This is a genomic window from uncultured Methanobrevibacter sp. (assembly GCF_937881195.1).
Lineage (GTDB): Archaea > Methanobacteriota > Methanobacteria > Methanobacteriales > Methanobacteriaceae > Methanobinarius.
The window spans coordinates 1-21,229 of sequence record NZ_CALGFC010000046.1; the positions used below are offsets into that span (position 1 = coordinate 1).

Consider the following 21,229-nt stretch of genomic DNA (forward strand, 5'->3'; position numbering starts at 1 on the left):
TAGAATTAGTAGAATTAGTAGAATTAGTAGAATTAGTAGAATTAGTAGAATTAGTTAAAAATTCTAAATTAAAAATAAACTAAGATTATTTATATAATTATTAAAAATAATAAAATAATAAAATAATAAAATAAAAAAATAATAACTAATAAAAATAGAAAAAATAGTAAGTTAAAATCTATTGGAATTTATTATTTTATAACTCCTTTTAGTCTTTTAAGTTCACTAGCTATTTTGTTTTGTTTTTGGGAAACTATATCTGATGAATCATTGCTAAGTGCATTTGTTGGGCATGATTCAATACATTGTTGGGTATCTTCATTTACACAGAGATCACATTTTTTTGCTTGACCAATTTCATCCATTGAAATTGCACCAATTGGACAAACATCTCTGCACATTCCACATCCAATACATTTTTCTCCATTAATAACTATTGCACCACCAAGTTCTTCTATAGCTCCTTCTGGGCATATATTTAAACATGGGGCTTTTTCAGGTGTACAATGCATACAAAATAGCGGTACTCCATCATTAACTCTGATTGAATTCATTGGACAATTTCTTTCACATTTTGAACAACTTACACAGAGTTCAGGGTTTGAAACTAACTCACTCATTTTAGCACCTTTTCATAAATTATCATTATTATTTAATCTTTAAATGCTTTACTGGATCTGGAATTACTAGTTAATATACTTATAACACTATTTGATTTTTTCTGTCTTTTTGATGTTCCAGCTAGCTTTGATAAGTGTTCTTTTTGTTTTTGAGCTTTTATTTTATCAATGTCTATTAATGAAATAGCTCTTTTAGAACATGCTTTAATACAAGCAGGTCCATCTTCTCTATTTTCGCATTGATTACACTTTTGGGCTTTACTATCTTCCACACTTACTGCTCCAAATGGACATACCATCATACAGAGTCCACAAGCTATACATTTATCTTCTTGAATTCCTTTACCTATAATGGCTTCTGTAGGACATATTGCTTTACAAGGAGCATCTTCACATTGTTGACAAATTATTGGGTAATAAGTACCATCAATTTCTCTAATGTTTATTCTGGAAGTTCCATAAAGTCCGCAACAAGCGTTTTCACAGTCTAAACAACCATTACATAGATCTGGTTGTACTAATATTTTTTCCAACTTTAGTCCTCCAGTATCTCTTTATTTTATTCCTAATTCTGCACATTGATTATCAACATATTCTTGAATTTTTTCTTTTTCTTCATCTGAAAGATGTTTAAATCTTTTTTGTGCATTTAAAAATTCATTTATAGGTTTTCTATCTTGTGGTTTATATGTTAATTTGAATTCACCATTCTCAATTTCATATAATGCCCAAGATCCTGTTTCAACAGCTAATCTTCCAAGTTCGATAGTTTTTGAAGGGCTGTATCCCCATCCAGTTGTACATGGTTGATTAAGGTGTATATAAGCAGGGCCATCGATTTCAGATGCTTTCTTAACTTTTCTCATAAAATCTTCTGGGTATGAAATTGAAGCTGTAGCTACATATGGCACTCCATGAGCTGCCATAATGAGGGGCATATTCTTCTTAGGCCTATCTTCACCAAAACTATCTTTTCCATGTGGTGAAGTTGTAGTAGAAGCGCCATAAGGGGTTGATGCACTTCTTTGAATTCCAGTATTCATATAAGCCTCGTTATCATAACAAATGTATATGAGGTTATGCCCTCTTTCCATAGCTCCAGATAATGCTTGCATACCAATATCTGCAGTTCCTCCATCACCACCAAAAGCAACTACATTGACATCTGTTTTTCCTTGGGCTTTAAGTGCACTTTGAACACCAGATGCAACAGCACCTGCATTTTCAAATGCTACATGTATCCAAGGTATTTCCCATGCAGTTTCTGGGAAAGGGGTTGTAATAACTTCTAAACAACCAGTAGCTGAAATAGCAACAGTGTTTCTACCCAATGCCTTTAAAGCTAACCTTACTCCAACGGTAGCTCCACAACCAGCACAACCTCTATGTCCTGGTGCTAAAAGTTCTTCTTCAGGTAATTTCATGTAATATCTCTCCTATTAGTCTTATATGCTTTTATTATTAATATCATCAAATATTATTTTTCAAGTTGCTTTTATTTTTTCAATCCAATCCAATTAACATCTTTTTCAGGATTTTTAGTTTTTTCAACTACTTCTTCGATATAATTTGGTGTTATGTCTCGTCCTCCAAGCCCTATAATGAAATCATATGCTTCAACATCAACTTTTGCTTTAATATCATTATATAATGCTCCACCAACACCGAAAGAAATATTTTTATCGAGTACTGCAACTTTTTTAGCATTTTGGACAGCTTTTTGTATTTCTTCCTTTGGAAACGGCCTGTAAACCCTTATTTTTAGAAGTCCGACTTTTTCACCACGATCTCTCATATCGTCAACACAAACTCTAACTGTACTGCAAATTGATCCCATAGCTATTATTATAATTTCAGCATCTTCACATTTGTATTCTTCAGTTAAATCGTACTTTCTTCCAAATATTTCTTCAAATTCTTTATTTGTTTGTTTTATGACATCTATAGAATTTTCCATTGCTTCTTCTACTTGATATCTTGCTTCCATATAATAATCTGGATCAGTCAATGTCCCAAGTGACATTGGTGATTCTGGATCTAAAAATGCATGTTCTGGTTTATATTCTGGGAGGAATCTATCAACTTGTTCTTGGCTAGGAATTTCAACAGGTTCTACAGTATGGGTTAATATAAATCCATCTAAACACACCATTGAAGGTAATAATACTTTATTATTTTCGGATGTCTTGTATGCCATAAGAATAGAGTCAAGTGCATCTTGTCCATTTTCAGCATATATTTGCATCCAACCAGCATCTCTCTGTGCTATTGAATCTTGTTGGTCATTCCAAATACTTAATGGTGCAGATATTGCTCTATTTGCATCAGCCATAACTATCGGCATCCTCATTCCTGCTGCTGCAAATAATATTTCATGCATTAACATTAATCCTTGGGAAGAAGTCGCTGTAAAGACTCTTACTCCTGTTCCACATGCCCCAACAGCTGCACTAATTGCACTATGTTCTGATTCAACTCGGATATATTCTGCGTCAATATCGCCATCAGCTACAAATTGAGCAAGATATTCTGAAATTGATGTTTGTGGGGTGATAGGGTAAACAGGAATAACTTTTGGTTTGGCTAATTTTACAGCTTCAGAAACTGCTCTATTAGCTGTCATAACTTTTTTTGTCATTAATAATTCTCCTATTTTAAATTTTCAAACCATTACTTTTAGATTATTATTTTGAAATAATTATTTCCAAACAATATGATTTTTAATAATATGATTTTTGATTTTTTTTCAACAAGTATCTATTCTCTTTCCATTTTTATTGCTTTCACTGGGCATTCTACTTCACATATGCCACAGCCTTTACAATAATCATAATCTATATCGTGTTCTTTGTTTATGCACCCTTCTGGGCAGAACATAATACAATTATCGCAATCAATACACTTTTCTTTATCAAGAATAGGTTTAAATGTTCTCCAACTTCCTGTTTTGTTATTTCGAGTACTTCCAGGGGTTCGTACTGCCCCTCCAACAGAATCCATCTAATCACCTTATGTTTAAAATTAAATTTTTTATAATATTTGACCTTTCAATTTGAGTCTTATAAATATGATTTTAATAATCTTTTTGAATTTTAATAATCTTTTTTTAGTTATAACAATAAATTTAGATATTTTTATTATTTTACATATTTTTAGTTTATTTTAACATTCCAAAAATATTATGAATAAATATTTTTGAATAAGAAGCTTGAATAAATATTTTATTGTATATTTATTCTTTATAAAGAAATATTCCATTTTTTATAAAGAAATATTCCAAAATTTTTCTTATTAATATTGTAAACATGTTATTGTAAATAATCTTATAAAATTAAATTATTATTATAAAATTTTAGATATAAAATTTTAAATATTTAAAAATTAAAGTATTGTAGTATTTTAATTCTCATACTAAATTTAGCTATATTTGTAGTATTTATCAAATTTGTTCATAAGCAATTTTAGCAGCCTTTGAATTTTTATCTCCAAGTTTCCCAGGGAAAGTTTCATTTATTACTTTTATAATTGAATCAAGGGACACTTCACCACTTTTTTTTGCAAATGATCCTAACATAATAGTATTCACAATAGGAACTCCTAAGTTTTCTAGAGCAATTCCTGTTGCATCAATATTGTAAATTTCTTTGTCCTTATTTTTTTCTAATTTTTCTTCTTTATTTGTATTGATAATAATTTCACTATCATTTTTTATTCCAGAAAAGACGTCTACAACGTCTAATAATCCATCATCAAGGACAATAACATAATCAGGATTTTGAACTTGATATCTTATCTGTATAGGTTTATCATCAATTCTAGTAAATGCCATAACAGGAGCGCCCCGTCTTTCTACTCCAAAGAACGGAAATGCTTGTGAATATTTCCCATCTTCGAATGCAGCTTTCGCTAATATCTCTGCTGCGGTAACGGCACCTTGTCCTCCACGGCCGTGAAAACGAATTTCAATCATTCAAATTTCCTCCATTCATCATGTATAATCATTATAAATTACAAGATATATAAACTTTTACAATGTTATAAAATTAATGCTTATTATTTAAAATTAGATATTATCATTATCTTAATTAATATTACATTATATTGTAATATATTAATCATTTTAAAATATATGAATAATATATATATTTCAATGTTTTTTATTATATTATTTCAGTATATTATTTCACATACTTAATTTGATTTAATGTTGTAATGATTTAATATTTTGAGAAAACTTATCATATTTATGGATATTAATAATATTTATAAATAAATTTTTCAAATTATTAATTAAAGATTAATAATTAAATAAAATCAAGAATTAGATAAATTTAATAAAATTAATAATTAATTATATTAATAAAATAAAGTTAAACATATTAAAAATCAAAGATATATTATATTAAAGATATAATATTATAATTAAATATATTATATAATTTTTTATGGAATATTAATCGTATTTATTATAATCTATGTATATTTAGGTATAGTTATTATAATTATAATTTTTAAAAATTATTTATATTTATTAATAAATATTTTTTATATATAATATATTTAATAAATATCTTTTATCTATAATATATTATAATAGATATTTCTCATCTATGGGCATAGTTAATAGATATTTTTTAGGTAATTGATTATGCGTTTAATTGATTATAATTATTGAATTAAATTTAGGGATTTTATGACAATACTTATTGTAACTGGAAACTTAGCTTTTCCATTGGTTGAAAAGATTGCTTCAAAATCAAATCAAGATGTTATGGTTCACCTAGCTGATTCTCAGGTAGCTGCATTTTTAACTCCAAGGATGATTATTAAAGAAATTAAAAATAATTATCCTAAAGAAATAGCTAATGGTTCTATTAATTTAATTATTACTCCTGGTCTCATGAGGAAATCAACTGACGAAATAGCTAGCTATTTAAACATTCCAACATTTAAAGGACCAACAGATTGTGCAGATCTTGACATGATTTTGGATTTGATTGATAATCTGAAACTTTCAACTTCTAAACCAGCAGATAAACTAATAGAAGAAGAAAAAAGAAAAAAAGCTTTCCAATTAATAAGTGATTTTGAATCAAATACTAAAAATATAGAAACTTTGCTTAAGAAACCTAAAAATATACTTGTAGGGAATTTGCCTGTTGGTGAAGATTTTCCTATGAGAGTTTTAGCTGAAATAGCTAATGCACCAATTCTAACAAAAGAAGAACTTATTAGAAAATGTGAATACTTTTTAATTAATGGTGCAGATATGATTGACATTGGAATGGTAGCAGGGGAGGATTTTTCTGATAAAATTCCAGAAATGATAAAAACTCTTAGGCCTATTGTTGGTGAAAAAGCTTTAAGTATCGATACTTTAAACCCTAAAGAAATAGCTGTTGCTATTAAAAATGGTATTGATTTAGTTCTTAGTATTGATTTAGGTAACTACAAAGAATTACTGCCTTTATTAAAGAACTATAATGTTCCTGCTGTTGCATTACCTACAAATTTTGCTGAAGGAAAAGTTCCCCATACAGTAAATCAAAGGGTTAATGCAATGAGGGATTTATCAAATATTTGTAATTCTGAAGGGGTTCAAATAATTGCTGATTTAATTTTAGATCCTGTCAATAGTAGTAGTGTTGTTGATTCAATTTTGGCATGTAGGGAGTATTATAAAAATAATAATGTTCCTATGTTTTTTGGAGTTGGAAATGTGAATGAACTTATGGACACTGATTCAACAGGAGTTAATGCGTTACTTTCAGGAATAGCTATGGAATTAGGGGCTAGTATTCTTTTTACTCCAGAAGAAAGTGGAAAAACTTGGGGAAGTGTTCATGAGTTGGCTATTGCTAGTAAAATGATGTTTTTAGCCAAAAATAGGGGCTCTATTCCTAAAGATCTCGGTATAAATCTTATATTATATAAAGATAAAAAGAAAATAAAAGATATTTATGAAGATTATGAAAATTCTGATTTTGATGTTCCTCTAAAGAATGCTAATGAATCTAATCACTTTGTTCTTGACCCTGGAGGAAGTTTTAAAATCAAAGTTGAGCATGCAATTGATCCTAAAAATAGTAAAATAATTGTAACTCATTTTAAAAAAACTGTTCCCTATTTAACAATTGAGGGAAAAAATGGAAAAGAAATATCTGATGAATTATTTAGACAAGGTATTGTCACACGGCTTGAACATGCTGCTTATTTGGGTGCAGAGCTTCAAAAAGCAGAAATTTCAATAATTACTGGAAAAAGATATGTTCAAGATTTTGATTTGTTTAAAAGGCCGATTGATATAAATTAATTATAATCTAAATTATCAATAATATTTTTTTTATTTTAAATTTGATATTACTTTTCTCAATTTGATATCACTTTTTTAAATTTGATATCACTCTAAAAAGATAAAAAAGAAAATTTTTAGAATTTTAATTTAATTTATATTAATTTAATTTATAAAAACCATAAATTATATTCTCAATATCTGGAGTTATCTCATTACCTAACCATTCAATAAGAACTTTTTTACCATTAACTTCAAAGAAAGCTAACCTATAATCTCCTCTTGTATCAGAATGTTGTGTAACATATAAAATACTGTGATTTCCTATAGTTATATTTTCTCTTTGAGGATTGTTATCTTCATTAGCTATTCCATAAGCGAAATAATCTATATCTCCATTATAAACCTTTTCTCCTTGTGCAGAATTATCGTAAACTGTGACATAAATGCTTCCATCGTTATATTTCCCATATGTTTCAATTCCAGAGCTAGTATTAATTGTTCCATTAGTATACTTATTTGTAATCATTGTTGTTAAACCATTTATTGCAATCTTTTCGCCTGAAATCTCAAAAGATTGGTTATTATTGAGATTTTTATCAATTTTTTCATTGTTTTGGTTATTAAAAATGAAATAAGCTCCTGCTATCAAAATAATCATAATTATTATTCCTATTATAGCCATGTTTTTTTTATTCATTTTACCTTCCCTTTATAAATTAATTTTTCATTTATTTTTATATAGATATATTTATTATAAATTTAATCTAAAATATATTTATTATATAAAATATATTTACTATAAAATATATCTATAATATAAATATGAGAATGTTTTCATAGAGTATTTATGTATTTCATATTTTTTTATAAATTGTTTGTATATTTAGATTTTTATACAAAATATTTTTATATTTTTAGACTTTTTTACAAATTATTTGTATATTTATATTTTTTTAGATTTATATTTAGGTTTTTGTAGAAATATTTTATTATATGTTAATTATAGTCTCTTGTTTATTTTTATTAAAAAATGTAGTGAAATAAAATGGCAATATGTACAAAATGTGGAAATCCAAAAGTAATTATAAATAGAAAACAATCTGGACAATCACTCTGTAAAGAATGTTTTATTGAGAGTATTAGGAGAAAAGCAATAAAAACTATAAAAAAAGAAAAACTTCTTGAAAAAGGAGATAAAGTTTTAGTTGCTCTTTCTGGAGGTAAAGATAGTGTAACTCTTCTGGATATTTTAGATACATTTAGGAAACGCAACATAATTGATATATGTGCTGTAACTGTTGATGAAGGTATAGAAGGATACCGTAATGAAGGTGTTGAGATAGCTATTCGCCATGCTGAAAGACTTGGAATAGAGCATAAGGTAGTTTCATTTAAAGATTCATTCAATATTACTCTCGATGATATGATGAAAATACCTAATCATAGAGGTTCATGTACTTATTGTGGCGTTTTTCGTCGTTGGATAATTAATAGGGCTGCAAGAGATTTTTCTGCTACTAAAATCGCAACGGGCCATAATCTTGATGATGAAACTCAAGCAATTTTAATGAATTATCTTGAAGGAAATGTGGATAATCTAACTAAAATAGGTCCTAAAACAGAATCAAAAAGTCCATTATTCACTCCAAAAATAAAACCTCTCAGGGAAATTCCAGAAAAAGAAATAGGTTTATATGCTTTAGCAAAAGATTTAGAAATTCATTTGGCAGGTTGCCCTTATTCTCAAGAATCATTTAGGGGAGAAATTGGAGAAATACTTAAAAATTTATCTAAAGAACATCCTACTATAATGTATTCAACATTAAGAGGCTTTGATAAAATTAAAGAAGCTTTAAAAAAAGAAAATAAAGGTAATTTTGCTTCTAATACTTGTTTTATTTGTGGTGAACCATCTTCAAATGAAATTTGTCGGGCATGTACGTTTTTAAATGAATTAAATAAAAATTAGTTATTTTTTTTATTTAGTTATTAATTATAGTTATATAATTATATTAATTATAAATTATATCATATATTAATTATAAATTATATTATATATTAATTATAATGTTATATGTTGGATTTTTATATGTTGGATTTTTATATGCTTTAAATTATTTTTTAAATATGTTTTATCATAATTTCCTATTATTTGTATTATATTAAGGAGATTATATTAATTAAGGAGATTATATTAAATGAATTTTAAACTTATATTCGGTAATAAAAATGAAGTTAAAAATCTTAAAAATGAAGAAACTTCTATAAAAGATATTTTAAATGAAATGGATCTTTCATCTGAAACAATTGTAGCTAAAAAAAATGGAGATATTGTTATAGAAGATGAAAAAATTAATGATGGTGATGAAATTCAACTAATAAAAATTATTTATGGTGGATAAAAATAATAATAGGGGAATTATAATGAAAGTCTACTATGAGTGTGGAGCTTGCTTTCTTCGCCAAGCTAAAGATGCAATGGACTTGGCAACTGATGATGATGAAATAAAACTTGATTTAATGAAAGATATAATTAATTTATTATCTGAAAAATATAAAAAAGGAGCATCTTCAAATAAACTGGGATCTGCTATACATAGAATTATTAAGGATAAAACTAATTGTGAAGACCCTTATTTTAAAGAAAAAGCTGAGGGAAATAAGATAGCTCTTGAATTTCTTCCACTAGTTGAAAGACTTTTAGAAGAAGATGAAAATCTTGAAAATTATATTAAAATTGCTATTGTAGGCAATATATTAGATTTTGGTGCATTGGGTCTTGATTTTAATCCTCAAAAACTTATTTTTTCAAATTTAAAAAAAGAATTAGCTATTAATGACATTAATGAACTTAAAAAATCTATATCTAAACATAATAGTATACTTTATTTAGCAGATAATACTGGAGAAATTGTTTTTGATAAGTTGCTTATTGAAAAATTGAAAGAATTTGACTTGGAAGTTACTGTTGCTCTTAAAGAAAAACCCATTCTTAATGATGCTTGCCTGGAAGATGCAACTAACATTGGTTTAGATAAAATTGCTAATCTGACAACTATCGGGACTGATTCAATTGGAATAGTTTATGAAGAAGCTTCTGATAAATTTAAAGAAATTTTTGACTCTCATGATTTTATAATAGCTAAGGGTCTTGGAAATTATGAAGGACTAACTGAAATTGATCTTAAAAATAAAGATGTTTTTTCTCTGCTTTGTGTAAAATGTAGTGCAATAGCTAAAGATATTGGTCTTGAAGAAAAGGACAATGTATTAATTAAATTATGATAAAAATAGCTAAAGAGAAATTTAAACTTATTATAATAATAAAACTATGTAATTTTATGATATATTTATAAACCAAGCAAATTTATTGAATTAATGTTTAAAATAAGAGATTAATTTAGTGTTTTTCTAAATTTTGAAAATAAAATTTTAATTTTAAAATTATTGAGTATCTTTATATAATATGAAAAATTAATTGGGTGTTAAATTGCAAATTGGGTTTATTGGATTTGGGGAGGTAGCTTCAACAATTTCAAAAAAACTTTTAGATAATAATGTTGATGTGATAACCTCTTTAAAAGATCGCAGTAAAAAGACTAGAAAATTAGCTAATGATTTAGGAATAAATGTAGTTAATAATTTTGAAGAAGTGGCTTTATCATCAGATATTTTAATTTCTGCAACATCTCCTTATGAATCTTTAGAGGTATCTAAAAAATATGGGACTTTAGTTGATGGGATTTTTTTAGATTTAAATAATATTTCTCCAAAAACAACTTTAGAGATAGAAAATAATTTTAAAAATCAAACAGATATAAATTCAAGCTTTGTTAAAGGAGTTATCATTGGAAAAATTTCTTCTGAAAAATCAGTAATTTATGTTTCTGGACAAAATTCTAATAAATTATCTATCTTAAACACTTATGGATTCAATATTAATGTTTTAAGCCATAATGTTGTTGATGCTTCATATATAAAAATGATTAGGAGCATTTATACTAAATCATTAACAGCTATTACTTATGAAGCTTTTAAAATTTCAGAAAGTTTATCAATGTCTGATGAGTTTTTTGAAGTTTTATCTATTACTGAAGGAGATAATTTTGAAATTCAAGCTAAATCTAGAATTAATAGTTTAAAAAATTCTCATAAGAGAAAATATGAAGAAATGAGTGAAATTTTGAATTTTTTAGAAGATATGCAAAATTCTATCAATAATGAAAGTTCTAATAATATTAAAAGTTCTAATGATACTAAAAATCATAATAATACTAGAAATTCTAATAATTTTAAAAATTATCTAATGATAGAAGCTACAAAAAATAAATTTAAAGAAATAGATAATATTTAGTAAATAAATTTAATACCTTTTCAATTTTTATTTATTATGTATGAAAATTCTTATTCTAAAACCTTCTTTCTTATGCATTATTTTTGCTGAAACAGGGATGAATTGTGAATCAAGTATATATCTTATATAAGTAACGTCTTTGCTATGTAATCTTAGATTTGTTTTTATCTTTTTATTCTCAACTCTTATTTCACAAGATAATTTTCCATCTTTATTAATATAAATTTGTGGAATTATTTCGTTTGATTCTTTTTTTTCTTTTGGATTTCCATTCAAGTTTCTTTTAAGTATCTTTGTTTCAAATTTTGTAAGATATAAACCAGCATCAATAAATAAGGGGACATTGTCTATTTTAATATTGGGATCACTTCTAAATTTTTCATTAGCTTTACTTGCTAATTCTCCTTTTTCACAGTTATTTGCAACATAAAATGACCTTTCAATCACTTTATCAACACTTTGCTCTTTAGGTATAACTCTCTTTTCTTCATAGCTTTTCATTAATTTTACAACTTCTTCCCTTGTAACTTTCTCTTCAATTGCACTAATGGCTAAACGAGTTAAAACTGGCCCATAACCAGCTCTTCTAAAAGTTGCCCATATGGATTCTTCATCTCTATAAACTCTTCCTTTTATTATCTCATTTATTGCATTTCCATTTAAGTAAGAAATATTCATTAAGTTAGGTCTAGAATATGTATTCATTCTTTTTTTTATAATTTCCCAATTTCTATTCTCTGGAACAGTACCTTTTTTTATTTCTCTTTGAAGAATCTTAACCGTTGTTTTTGGAAGAAGTTCTTTTGTTTCTTCTGGTATTTCCATTTCATTTTCAATAATTGATTTTCTAATTTCTCTTCCAGATATTTTTCCATTAAATGTCATTTCAGGAATAATATGAAAATTCATATTTCTTCCATATTTATTTTTTAAAAATTCATTAACTGCAAACCATCTTATAACATTACGGTTTGGAAGATTTCTAGGGATTCCCACAAATATGCCTTGTTTCACAAATTTTTGAGCATATTTAACTATTTTTGGGGTGGATACATTAGCAGCATCCACATAATCCACAACTCCATCTTCAATCATCATAGCTATCCTTATGGGTACGCTATATGCTAGAGTTAATCTATGGTGAAGTCCTTCAATTCCAACTACCTTATCTGCCCCTGCAGCTAATGCCATATCTTTTCTTGCTTCAAAAGGAGTAAAAAATGGGGCATGGTTTGCGCTATATCCCTTGTTCAAGTATACTACTACTTTATCTCCAGTTTCTTCACCTATCTCTCTTCCTTTTTCTATTAATTTCACATGTCCTAAATGTACTGGGTCAAAATCTGCACTTATTCCAATCATAACAAACACACATATGTGTACTTTTTATATGTTTTTTTATTAAATTATTGTTTATTTTTATTACTAATTATATGAATCTTTTCTCTTTTTTATAAATATTGTTTTTATTTATATTAAATTATATGATTATAAAAATTGTTTTGAAATAGTAAAATGATGGGATGTTGTTAATTGATGTGAAAAAACTATTTTAGTATAGTATAGCATTTAATTAAATAATACTAAAGTTAGTCATCTATTATACATAGCGAATCGATTAATAATTTTATATACTAAGAAGATATTATTTAAAATTATAATAAAACTCATAAAAATAAAAATAAGCATATTAAAAAATATTTACAAAAGTCTCATAATCATACTATTCTTTAGTATTATGTTAATCTACTACTTTTTATAATATTTGTAATAAAAATAATTAACTTATAATCCAAAATCCAAGTATCAAAGCAGCAGATAAACTTATAACAAATGAAAAAACACTTTTTGGTAAAAATAAATGTTTAATAATTATAATCATCCCCAAAATAATTATTCCAACAAAAACTTTTGACATTTAACACCTCAAATAATCAATCACTTTATACTAAATATTAATAAATTTTTTATTTTTTACATCATATATTACTAAAAAATTAATATAATAGGCATTATAATCATGATTTGAATGAAAACTATAGTAAATGTTAGTCTATTCATAAAAGAAATACCTTTTTCAGACCTTATATCATAAGATAAAAATTTATTAATATGATCTGGAAACATAGGAATAATACATGAAATAAAAGCTAATATAATCAAAATGAGGGGAATATATATTGGAGTGTTAATTAACCCTAGTCCAAAAAAACCATAAGTGAAACCTAATGATCCACAAAAAAAAGAAAATATCCAAGATTTTAAAGGATCATAACCTAACCCAGTTTCTGATAACACATTATTATCATTAAATATACGCATTCTTAACAAAAGAATTAATCCTGGAATGAAAAACATTAAAAAAAGTCCAATACCTACCCAATGATTAGGATTAGGGAAAAAGAATATTGAAAATCCCAATATACAAGATAAAATAAAAAGCCAAAAACACTGCCCTTGAAAAGTCAAATTATCTATATGTATTGAATCATCATGATTTTCACGCAAAACAGAAAATGGCACGATTTTATCAAAAAACTTCCATAAACCTCTTTTTAAAAAAATAAAAAGTGCTAAAAAAACTATTGAATAAATTAATGACCAAATTATTATTAATAATATAAAGCTCATAATTACTTAACCTCAATAATCGGGTGTCACATAGTTATATGTATATGTCGACAAACTAATTTCTATATTATATGCTAAACGAGGAAGTTCTTTAGCATAATTGATAAATCCATTGATGAAAGTAGCACCACTAGTACCAGATGCAACTTTAGGTATTTGTTTACCCATGGAAGGTAGAGAAGATATTTTAACAAGCTTAGTAGCAGCTCCACCAGGAATTGCAGATAATATAGATGAACCTAAAAAGGTTCCAACATTTTTAGTTGTCCATTTTTCCTCAAATAATCCATTTCCATACATTGACATTAATACTCCAGGTACTAAAAGACCCAGTGAAAGACCGCCAGTTACTGGTGCTAGACCAATAGCTGCTGATATCAAATATCCTCCTGCAACATCAGCTACTAAATGAGCTGTGAAATTCCATCCGGGATTATCTTTCATGAAAGAAGTATAACTCTTGGTAACGGTATCAACCGCGGAATTTAAACTTTTCCCTGCATTATCAACTAATGAAGTAACAGTTTTTTTCACAGTATTAACTGCAGAAGTAACAGTTTTTTTCACAGTATTAACTGCAGAAGTAACTGCAGAAGTAATACTTTTAACTGCATTATTTACATAAGTTTTACCTTTGTTATAAACAAACTTGGCTGCATTATATACATCTCTCCAGTCATAAACTTTCACACGGTATTTTATTGCTTCAAGCCATCCTGCACTTTTAACATATGGTACTCGGATAGTGTATGATTTCCAAACGGTTTTTGTGCTGAATACAGGGTATTTGATTCCAAACCATCCTGTTTTCCAGCCCACTTTTACAGAAACTTTAACAGGGTATTTTATTGTATAAGTTTTCCAATATACTTTTGGTGGATGATACTTATAATATGTTCGATATTCATAATGCCATAAACCTTTAATTTCCTTCATCAATTTCTCAGACAAAGGAGTGCAATTAATTATAGTGCCATTAAAAACCATCACAATACCAGTAAACAATTCATTGAACCTAGTCCAATTCATACTTATAATACCAATATTAGGATCAAACAAAGTAACAGTCTCATTACTCATGTTTAATATTAGTTCAAAATGATTAAAACCATTAATTTTTAAAAGTACAATATAATCAACTTTTAATTTATCAGATGTCACATTATATGCATTTACATATATGCCTTTAGATTCTGAAGCATTTTTAAGACCCCATAAACTTGTTCCTTCATTATCAGTACTAGCAAGCTTTGCTATTTCTGATTCTGTTGTAAATACTCCCCATTTTTTAAATAGTGTAGCAAGAGCTGCAGGACCACAAGTATAGACTGTAGTCGCCATAACCATCTCACTATCATCAATAACAGAAGTATCAGCCAACCAATCATTTTTAAAAATATTAGAACTATTCAAAGTAGCAATAGAATTATAAATTGATAAACCTGCACCATTTTCCGTGAAAATATTACCAACAACAATATTACCATCAGTTTTAAATAGATAAACACCAACCCAATTATTAACTAACTTATTATCTAAAATATTAACATTATCACTAAATTTAATATAAATAGCATAATAATTATAAATTAAATCATTATCATTAATAATATTATAATTTGAATTTTGTAAACTAATGCCATTCTCATTAGAAACTAATTTATTGCCATTAATTTTGTTATTATTTGAAGCAATTAATGAAATCCCTTCAACACCATTCAAAATAGTATTATTTTGTATAGTGTTATTTCCAGAAATATATAAATAAATATTTCCATCAAACCCTCTAATTACATTATTTTTTATAGTGCAACCATGTACTCTGAATATACTTATGCCATACGATTCGTCGGACCCTAAAATATTAAAACCATTAATAACACTTCCACTACCTGAAGAAACAATTGTTATTGCACTCTGATCAGGTTTTTTAGGATATAAATAGACATTTTCTCCTGGAACAACTTCTAATGTAATTTTTTTATTTATGACGATATTTTCATAGTAAGTACCCTCAAAAACACGAATAGTATCTCCATATCGCGTATTTATACTATTAATGGCTTCTTGAATAGTTTCAAAATATTCTCCGGTTCTAGTATTTAAAACACCTGTAGAATTAATAGGCATTGCATTAAAAGTTTTATTTAATGTGTAGTCATTAAAAGAAGCAGAGATAGTTGTTGTTCCATTAGTTATGTTTACAAGTTTGATTCTAGTTTTACCATTAATTGTAGTTGTTGAAGTATTAATATTTCCATTAGTAGAGTTAAAGTATATAATTAAATCATCAGGAATATTACCATGAGTAGAAGTATCTTCCCCATTATTATTATATGTTAAATCCGCCTCGATGAAATAGCCATAGTAAGTGCTATTCCAAGTAGACCTATCTATAGATTTAGTGAGTTTTAAAATCAAATAAGGATTATAAGAAACGTTTCCTCCATTTATAAAAACATCACTACCTGTAGTTGATGATGTTATAGGATTGTTAGAACCCCACCAATTATTAGTAAAATTCACAACATTATTTGAACCTTCACTATATAAACCATATTCTGTATTTTTAAATATAATGTTATAATGTCCTTCACCAGAAGAGTTTTCAAAAAGAAATCCTATCCAATTTTCTGAAACAATGTTATCATAAAACTTAGAATTATTGGAAAGATAACTAAAAATTCCATACATATTATTAGTTATATTATTATAAGCAATCTCATCATTTAAAGAGCTTTCAATAGAAATACCTCTGCGAAGATTATCAGATATAACATTTGTTGATATTACATTCCCACTAGATTCATAAAGTTCAATTCCATAAAAATGACCAGTAATTTTACATCCTAAAATAGTATTATTAGAAGAATTAGAAATGTAAATACCATAACTAAGATCATAATTACTAGAGCCATTTATCCAAAGACCTTGTAATAAACTACCGCTAGCATTTCTATTAATTGTGAAAACAGGATTAGAAGTATTTAATGCTTGGATTAATACAAAATTATCAAATAAAGAACTGATTGTTAATTTTTTATTTATGATAATGTTTTCAAGATATTTTTCTTTAGAAAGCCATAAACTATCGCCATCAACCGTATCAATATCATTAATAGCTTCTTGTAAGCTATCGAAGACTTTATTTGATCTAAAATTATAAGTCTTATTCGGATTAGAAACAGCCAACCAAGGAACAACAGACAATTGGTCAGTAATATTACCATTATTAATATTATAAGTCGCCATAATACTTGAAAATATAACAATTAAAGATTCAAAACTAATAAAATCTCCTAAACTACTGTTAGTGAAGTTAGAAGGAACTTTTTTATTATTATTTGAATGAGAAACAACATAATCTGCTATCTCTAAGATTTCATCATAATAAATATCTCCTTTCATAATATTTTCAGAAGCATTATTTGAATTATGTATATTTAGTCTTTCTAAAATTAAACTTGTATCCAGATCACTTTTAAGGAAAATTAAAGCTTTTGCTGAAAGCAATAAAAACTCATCCATCGAAATATTCACACCAGAAACTAACACACTATCCGGAAGAATATGATAATTACTAACATAAGATTTAATATAAATTGAAGCATTTTTAAGCTGTTCCATAGATATAAACACATTACTAGAATTAGAAACTACATCCCAAGGCACAACTGTTATAAAAGAGAAAGTTTGATTTATTATATTGTATGATCTTAAAATTTGACTATAAATATAAACAAGTGAATTAAATCCTACTTTACCTAAAGTAGAATTTTGATAATCAGGAGCTTTTCCATTAATTTCCATATATTCCGCAATAATGGACGCAAGATCAATTAAATCATTATTAGAAATTCCAAAAGACTGATTAATATTTTCAGAAACATTTGTAGGAGAACCATAATTTTTTATAGGAATCATTCCACTAAAACCATTATCAATATTAATAACACCAATAACAGCAAGATTTAAAAACTGAGCTATAGTAATATTAGAACCATTAATAACCACATAACTTGGTAAAGTATAATATTTCTCAATATAATCAGCCACAAATTTACCCACAACCAATATATCATCAATAGAAACAAATTTAGTATTATTACTAGAAACAACACTCCAATTATTAAAATAAAAAACATCTGGCAAATTACTAGTATAAAGATAATAACTTATAATGCTTGAAAAAGTATAAATCAAAGATTGATAAGAAATATTACCTAAATTAGTCTCCATATAAGCAGGGACCTTGCCATTATTCATTATGTATGAACTAATATTATTTGCTAAAGATGTATAAAACTCTTGATCAAAAACAGAAGATTTAATATTTTCAGAAAAACCCGTTGGAATAGTATAGTTTTCTAACAAAATATTACTCATTAAATTACCATCAAGATAATCCAAACTATTACTTAATAATTTCAAATATTGAGGCATAGAAATAGTGAAATTATCAACAGTAATATTTGTTGGAAGAGTATTATGAGTTTCAATATAATATTTAACAATATCTGAAAAAAGTATTACAATACCAAGTGAAACAAAGGTGTTAGATGTGTTAGATACTTTGTTCCATGGTTCAACTACAATAAAGTCAGGTAATTCACCAGTTTTTTTAACAGAGCTTACTATTTGTGAGAACATATAAATTAGTGAGTCATATCTTATGTTCCCAATAGTTGAATTTTGGTAGTTTGGTGCCCTTCCAGCAAACATAAAATACTCAACACTACGAGCAAGATTTAAATAAGTATCTCGATCAAGTATTCCTCCTTTAGTAGTTTCAGAATATGATGTTGGATATCCAAAATTACCAAGCAATATTTGACCCGCATAAGTACCATTAAGATTATGTAGTGTAGTGGTTAAAAGTTTTAAAAACTGAGGCATAGTAACATTATAACCACCAATGATAACATTATCTGGTAAAACATGATTAACTTCAATATAATACTCCACAGTTTCTGCAGCTTCCATAATTTGAGTTTCAGTAAAACTCACAGTATTCGAATTAGATACGACTGACCATGGATTAACAGAAACATATTCGGGCAAAGAACATCTAGTATTATAATAATCCAAAATTAATGCATACATGAAAATTAAATTATAATAAGACATGTTTCCTTGAGATATCCAAGAATAATTTGGAGCTTGGCCATTAGTATCCATATATGATTTAATATTATCAATAGCATTAAAATAATTAGCAAAACTAATCTTACCAGCAATAATACTTTCTGAAGGATTATTCGGAGCAGAATAATTTCTTAATATTATAGATTGATACAATCCTATTTTAATGTTTTTTAAAGAAACAATTTCTAGCATTAAAAACTGAGGCATATTAATAATAAAACCTGAAAGATTCAGATTATTTGGTAAAGCATGATTAGTAATAACATAATTTTTAAGATAAAAAGCTATTGAATTAATTAAATCCATACTAATAAAAGTAGTAGAAGTATTTTGAACAATACTCCAAGGTATTAATGTAATATACTCAGGTAGAATATTGTTTTTGTTTGCAGAAACTAAAAGTTGGGCATTAATATATATTAATGATTGGTATGAAATAGCTCCACGAATAGTGTTTTTAAAGTTAGGAGCAGTACGATTAGCATCCATAAAACTAATAACATCATTTATCAAGCTTAAATAATCAGTATAAAGTAAATTACCTCCAGTAATACTTTCATAAGGATTAGCAGCAGCACTGAAATTTTCTAAAATGATGGATTGGAAGAGTTTTCCATTTAGGTTTTTTAAGGCTTTTGCTGAGAGCATTAAAAAATCACTCATTTTAACCTTATTTTCTGAAATAATGATAAAATCAGGCAAATTATGTTGTGATTCAACATGAGAAACAAGAGTACCAGAAGCATCGATAATATCTGCCATGTTCATAAATACAGTTCTATTATTAGAAACAGTACTCCATGGATAAACAGTGATAAAATCAGGTAAAGAATTTAAAGATTGATGTGAGGATATTATTTGTGCGAATGTATAAACTAATGATTCATAGCCAATATTACCAATATTAGTAGATTGATGTATTGGAGCTTGACCATTAGTATCCATGTAAGATTTAATACTGTTTGCAAGGCTTAAATAATCAGTTTTATTCAGACTTCCAGATTTATTTAAATTTTCAGATGAAACAACTGTTGTTGCATTTTCCAGCTCAATCGAAGAATTTGTACCATTATTAATGTTAATAATTGAAATAGATAGCAGTTTTAAGAATTGAGCCATATTAATTGTTATTCCATTAATAGTGATATTTTCAGGCAATCTATGATTAACTTCAACATGTGTTTGAACAGAATTTGCAGCATATTGTAGATCTTCCAATGAAAATTTAGTAGTGTTAGTAGTTGCAATGTTTATATTATATGTTACTGTTTTTGTAGCAGAGGGATTGCCTTTCGAGTCAATTGCATAATACTTTAAAACGGTTTCACCTGCACCAAGTGTTAATGTAACTGTTTTAACCTTATTAACCCATGCACCATTATTTATACTATAATAAACTTTGGGATTTGAATCTCTACTATCTGTAGCTGTTATAGTAACATTTTTAACGCTATTATAAGTGCCGCCAGTTAAATTAATACTTACAGTTGGAGGTAAATTATCTACTATCACTCCTGCAGAATTAACGCCAGAAATTTGAGTGATTGTTACAGAGTTTGGTAAAACACCATTAACATGATAATAATTAACAATTCTTGTATAAGCATATACTAATGATTCATAACGAATATTACCCAAAGAGCTTGATGCATAATTAGGAGCAACACCATTAGTATTAATAAAATTCTTAATATTATTAGCCATTGTCAAATATTGTGCTTTTGTTAAAGTACCTGTAGCTGTTCCAGAAGGACCAGTAGGAGCACCAACACTTTTTATAATAACAGGATTTTTATTACTTTTATTAAGTTGCAATGTATAGGTAACCAATGAATTTAAATAAGAAGGCATAGAATTATTCTTATCAGAAATATCAACATACTTAGGCAATTTACTGTTAGAATCAGTATAATTTTTAACAGCAGAAGAAGAATCCTTCATTTCAGTTTCATTCAAAGTAGCAGAAGAAACAGCACCCACAAACAAAAAAAGAACTAAAATACAAGACAACACTATCATCAATTTTTTAAAACTCATTCGACGAACCCCATAATATAATGACTACCAATGAAATAAAATAATTCGCTTTATAATTTAATGACATTTTTAATAATCAAAAAGAATAGATTAGAGATAAAAAATACCACAAATAATACAATAATATTAATAAACTGAATAGAAATA

The 21,229-nt window shown here is 26.9% G+C and carries 16 protein-coding genes; 5 read left to right on the plus strand and 11 right to left on the minus strand.

From position 1 onward, the window contains the following. Positions 1-191: 191 nt before the first annotated feature. The 6 genes from Q0087_RS06710 to porC all read right to left on the minus strand — a co-directional run bounded on the left by Q0087_RS06710 (position 192) and on the right by porC (position 4,590). Positions 192-620 carry a 4Fe-4S dicluster domain-containing protein gene (locus tag Q0087_RS06710; RefSeq protein WP_297898907.1) on the minus strand — a complete coding sequence of 143 codons (429 nt, stop codon included), beginning with the start codon at positions 618-620 and terminating at the stop codon, positions 192-194. A gap of 32 nt (positions 621-652) precedes the next feature. Beyond that, a complete protein-coding gene (locus tag Q0087_RS06715; protein ID WP_297898908.1) occupies positions 653-1,153 on the minus strand; it encodes a 4Fe-4S dicluster domain-containing protein in 501 nt (166 codons plus the stop codon). A 21-nt stretch (positions 1,154-1,174) separates the two neighbouring features. Continuing rightward, positions 1,175-2,044 (minus strand): pyruvate synthase subunit PorB, encoded by an 870-nt coding sequence (gene porB / locus Q0087_RS06720; protein ID WP_297898909.1) that lies wholly within the window; start codon positions 2,042-2,044, stop codon positions 1,175-1,177. Positions 2,045-2,115: 71 nt separating this feature from the next. Then, the gene (gene porA / locus Q0087_RS06725) at positions 2,116-3,258 is read right to left on the minus strand and encodes a pyruvate synthase subunit PorA (protein WP_297898910.1); all 1,143 of its coding nucleotides are present in this window, start codon (positions 3,256-3,258) and stop codon (positions 2,116-2,118) included. A 119-nt stretch (positions 3,259-3,377) separates the two neighbouring features. Beyond that, complete coding sequence (gene porD, locus Q0087_RS06730) at positions 3,378-3,620, minus strand: pyruvate synthase subunit PorD (protein WP_297898911.1); 243 nt, start codon at positions 3,618-3,620, stop codon at positions 3,378-3,380. Between the two features lie 439 nt (positions 3,621-4,059). Beyond that, complete coding sequence (gene porC / locus Q0087_RS06735; RefSeq protein WP_297898912.1) at positions 4,060-4,590, minus strand: pyruvate synthase subunit PorC; 531 nt, start codon at positions 4,588-4,590, stop codon at positions 4,060-4,062. Positions 4,591-5,313: 723 nt separating this feature from the next. On the opposite strand from porC, the gene Q0087_RS06740 reads away from it, so the two are divergent. Continuing rightward, positions 5,314-6,933, plus strand: coding sequence for a dihydropteroate synthase-like protein (locus Q0087_RS06740; RefSeq protein WP_297898913.1), 1,620 nt, complete (start codon positions 5,314-5,316; stop codon positions 6,931-6,933). A gap of 139 nt (positions 6,934-7,072) precedes the next feature. Here the strand turns inward: Q0087_RS06740 and Q0087_RS06745 are convergent, their stop codons facing one another. Beyond that, on the minus strand, positions 7,073-7,612 hold the full coding sequence (locus tag Q0087_RS06745) for a hypothetical protein (RefSeq protein WP_297898914.1): 540 nt from the start codon (positions 7,610-7,612) through the stop codon (positions 7,073-7,075). 348 nt (positions 7,613-7,960) lie between these two features. On the opposite strand from Q0087_RS06745, the gene Q0087_RS06750 reads away from it, so the two are divergent. From Q0087_RS06750 to Q0087_RS06765, 4 genes are all read left to right on the plus strand, one after another. Beyond that, positions 7,961-8,884 carry a TIGR00269 family protein gene (locus tag Q0087_RS06750; RefSeq protein ID WP_297898915.1) on the plus strand — a complete coding sequence of 308 codons (924 nt, stop codon included), beginning with the start codon at positions 7,961-7,963 and terminating at the stop codon, positions 8,882-8,884. Between the two features lie 229 nt (positions 8,885-9,113). Further along, positions 9,114-9,317 carry a MoaD/ThiS family protein gene (locus tag Q0087_RS06755; protein WP_297898916.1) on the plus strand — a complete coding sequence of 68 codons (204 nt, stop codon included), beginning with the start codon at positions 9,114-9,116 and terminating at the stop codon, positions 9,315-9,317. A gap of 22 nt (positions 9,318-9,339) precedes the next feature. Continuing rightward, entirely contained in the window at positions 9,340-10,200 is an 861-nt protein-coding gene (locus Q0087_RS06760; protein ID WP_297898918.1) for a DUF89 domain-containing protein, read from the plus strand. A 205-nt stretch (positions 10,201-10,405) separates the two neighbouring features. Beyond that, positions 10,406-11,269, plus strand: coding sequence for an NAD(P)-binding domain-containing protein (locus Q0087_RS06765; protein ID WP_297898919.1), 864 nt, complete (start codon positions 10,406-10,408; stop codon positions 11,267-11,269). A gap of 27 nt (positions 11,270-11,296) precedes the next feature. On the opposite strand, the gene Q0087_RS06770 is transcribed toward Q0087_RS06765, so the two are convergent. From Q0087_RS06770 to Q0087_RS06785, 4 genes are all read right to left on the minus strand, one after another. Then, the gene (locus tag Q0087_RS06770) at positions 11,297-12,640 is read right to left on the minus strand and encodes an adenylyltransferase/cytidyltransferase family protein (protein ID WP_297898920.1); all 1,344 of its coding nucleotides are present in this window, start codon (positions 12,638-12,640) and stop codon (positions 11,297-11,299) included. 409 nt (positions 12,641-13,049) lie between these two features. Continuing rightward, complete coding sequence (locus tag Q0087_RS06775) at positions 13,050-13,187, minus strand: hypothetical protein (RefSeq protein ID WP_297898921.1); 138 nt, start codon at positions 13,185-13,187, stop codon at positions 13,050-13,052. 71 nt (positions 13,188-13,258) lie between these two features. Continuing rightward, on the minus strand, positions 13,259-13,900 hold the full coding sequence (locus Q0087_RS06780; RefSeq protein WP_297898922.1) for a hypothetical protein: 642 nt from the start codon (positions 13,898-13,900) through the stop codon (positions 13,259-13,261). Between the two features lie 12 nt (positions 13,901-13,912). Further along, positions 13,913-21,082 (minus strand): pseudomurein-binding repeat-containing protein, encoded by a 7,170-nt coding sequence (locus tag Q0087_RS06785; RefSeq protein WP_297898923.1) that lies wholly within the window; start codon positions 21,080-21,082, stop codon positions 13,913-13,915. Positions 21,083-21,229 lie beyond the last annotated feature (147 nt).

Bases quoted from the DNA above. Each gene is read 5' to 3' on its own strand.
- Q0087_RS06740 (WP_297898913.1), top strand. From the start codon at position 5,314: ATGACAATACTTATTGTAACTGGAAACTTAGCTTTTCCATTGGTTGAA.
- Q0087_RS06745 (WP_297898914.1), bottom strand. From the start codon at position 7,612: ATGAATAAAAAAAACATGGCTATAATAGGAATAATAATTATGATTATT.
- porB (WP_297898909.1), bottom strand. From the start codon at position 2,044: ATGAAATTACCTGAAGAAGAACTTTTAGCACCAGGACATAGAGGTTGT.
- Q0087_RS06750 (WP_297898915.1), top strand. From the start codon at position 7,961: ATGGCAATATGTACAAAATGTGGAAATCCAAAAGTAATTATAAATAGA.
- Q0087_RS06785 (WP_297898923.1), bottom strand. From the start codon at position 21,082: ATGAGTTTTAAAAAATTGATGATAGTGTTGTCTTGTATTTTAGTTCTT.
- Q0087_RS06775 (WP_297898921.1), bottom strand. From the start codon at position 13,187: ATGTCAAAAGTTTTTGTTGGAATAATTATTTTGGGGATGATTATAATT.
- porD (WP_297898911.1), bottom strand. From the start codon at position 3,620: ATGGATTCTGTTGGAGGGGCAGTACGAACCCCTGGAAGTACTCGAAAT.
- Q0087_RS06780 (WP_297898922.1), bottom strand. From the start codon at position 13,900: ATGAGCTTTATATTATTAATAATAATTTGGTCATTAATTTATTCAATA.
- Q0087_RS06710 (WP_297898907.1), bottom strand. From the start codon at position 620: ATGAGTGAGTTAGTTTCAAACCCTGAACTCTGTGTAAGTTGTTCAAAA.
- porC (WP_297898912.1), bottom strand. From the start codon at position 4,590: ATGATTGAAATTCGTTTTCACGGCCGTGGAGGACAAGGTGCCGTTACC.
- Q0087_RS06760 (WP_297898918.1), top strand. From the start codon at position 9,340: ATGAAAGTCTACTATGAGTGTGGAGCTTGCTTTCTTCGCCAAGCTAAA.
- porA (WP_297898910.1), bottom strand. From the start codon at position 3,258: ATGACAAAAAAAGTTATGACAGCTAATAGAGCAGTTTCTGAAGCTGTA.
- Q0087_RS06755 (WP_297898916.1), top strand. From the start codon at position 9,114: ATGAATTTTAAACTTATATTCGGTAATAAAAATGAAGTTAAAAATCTT.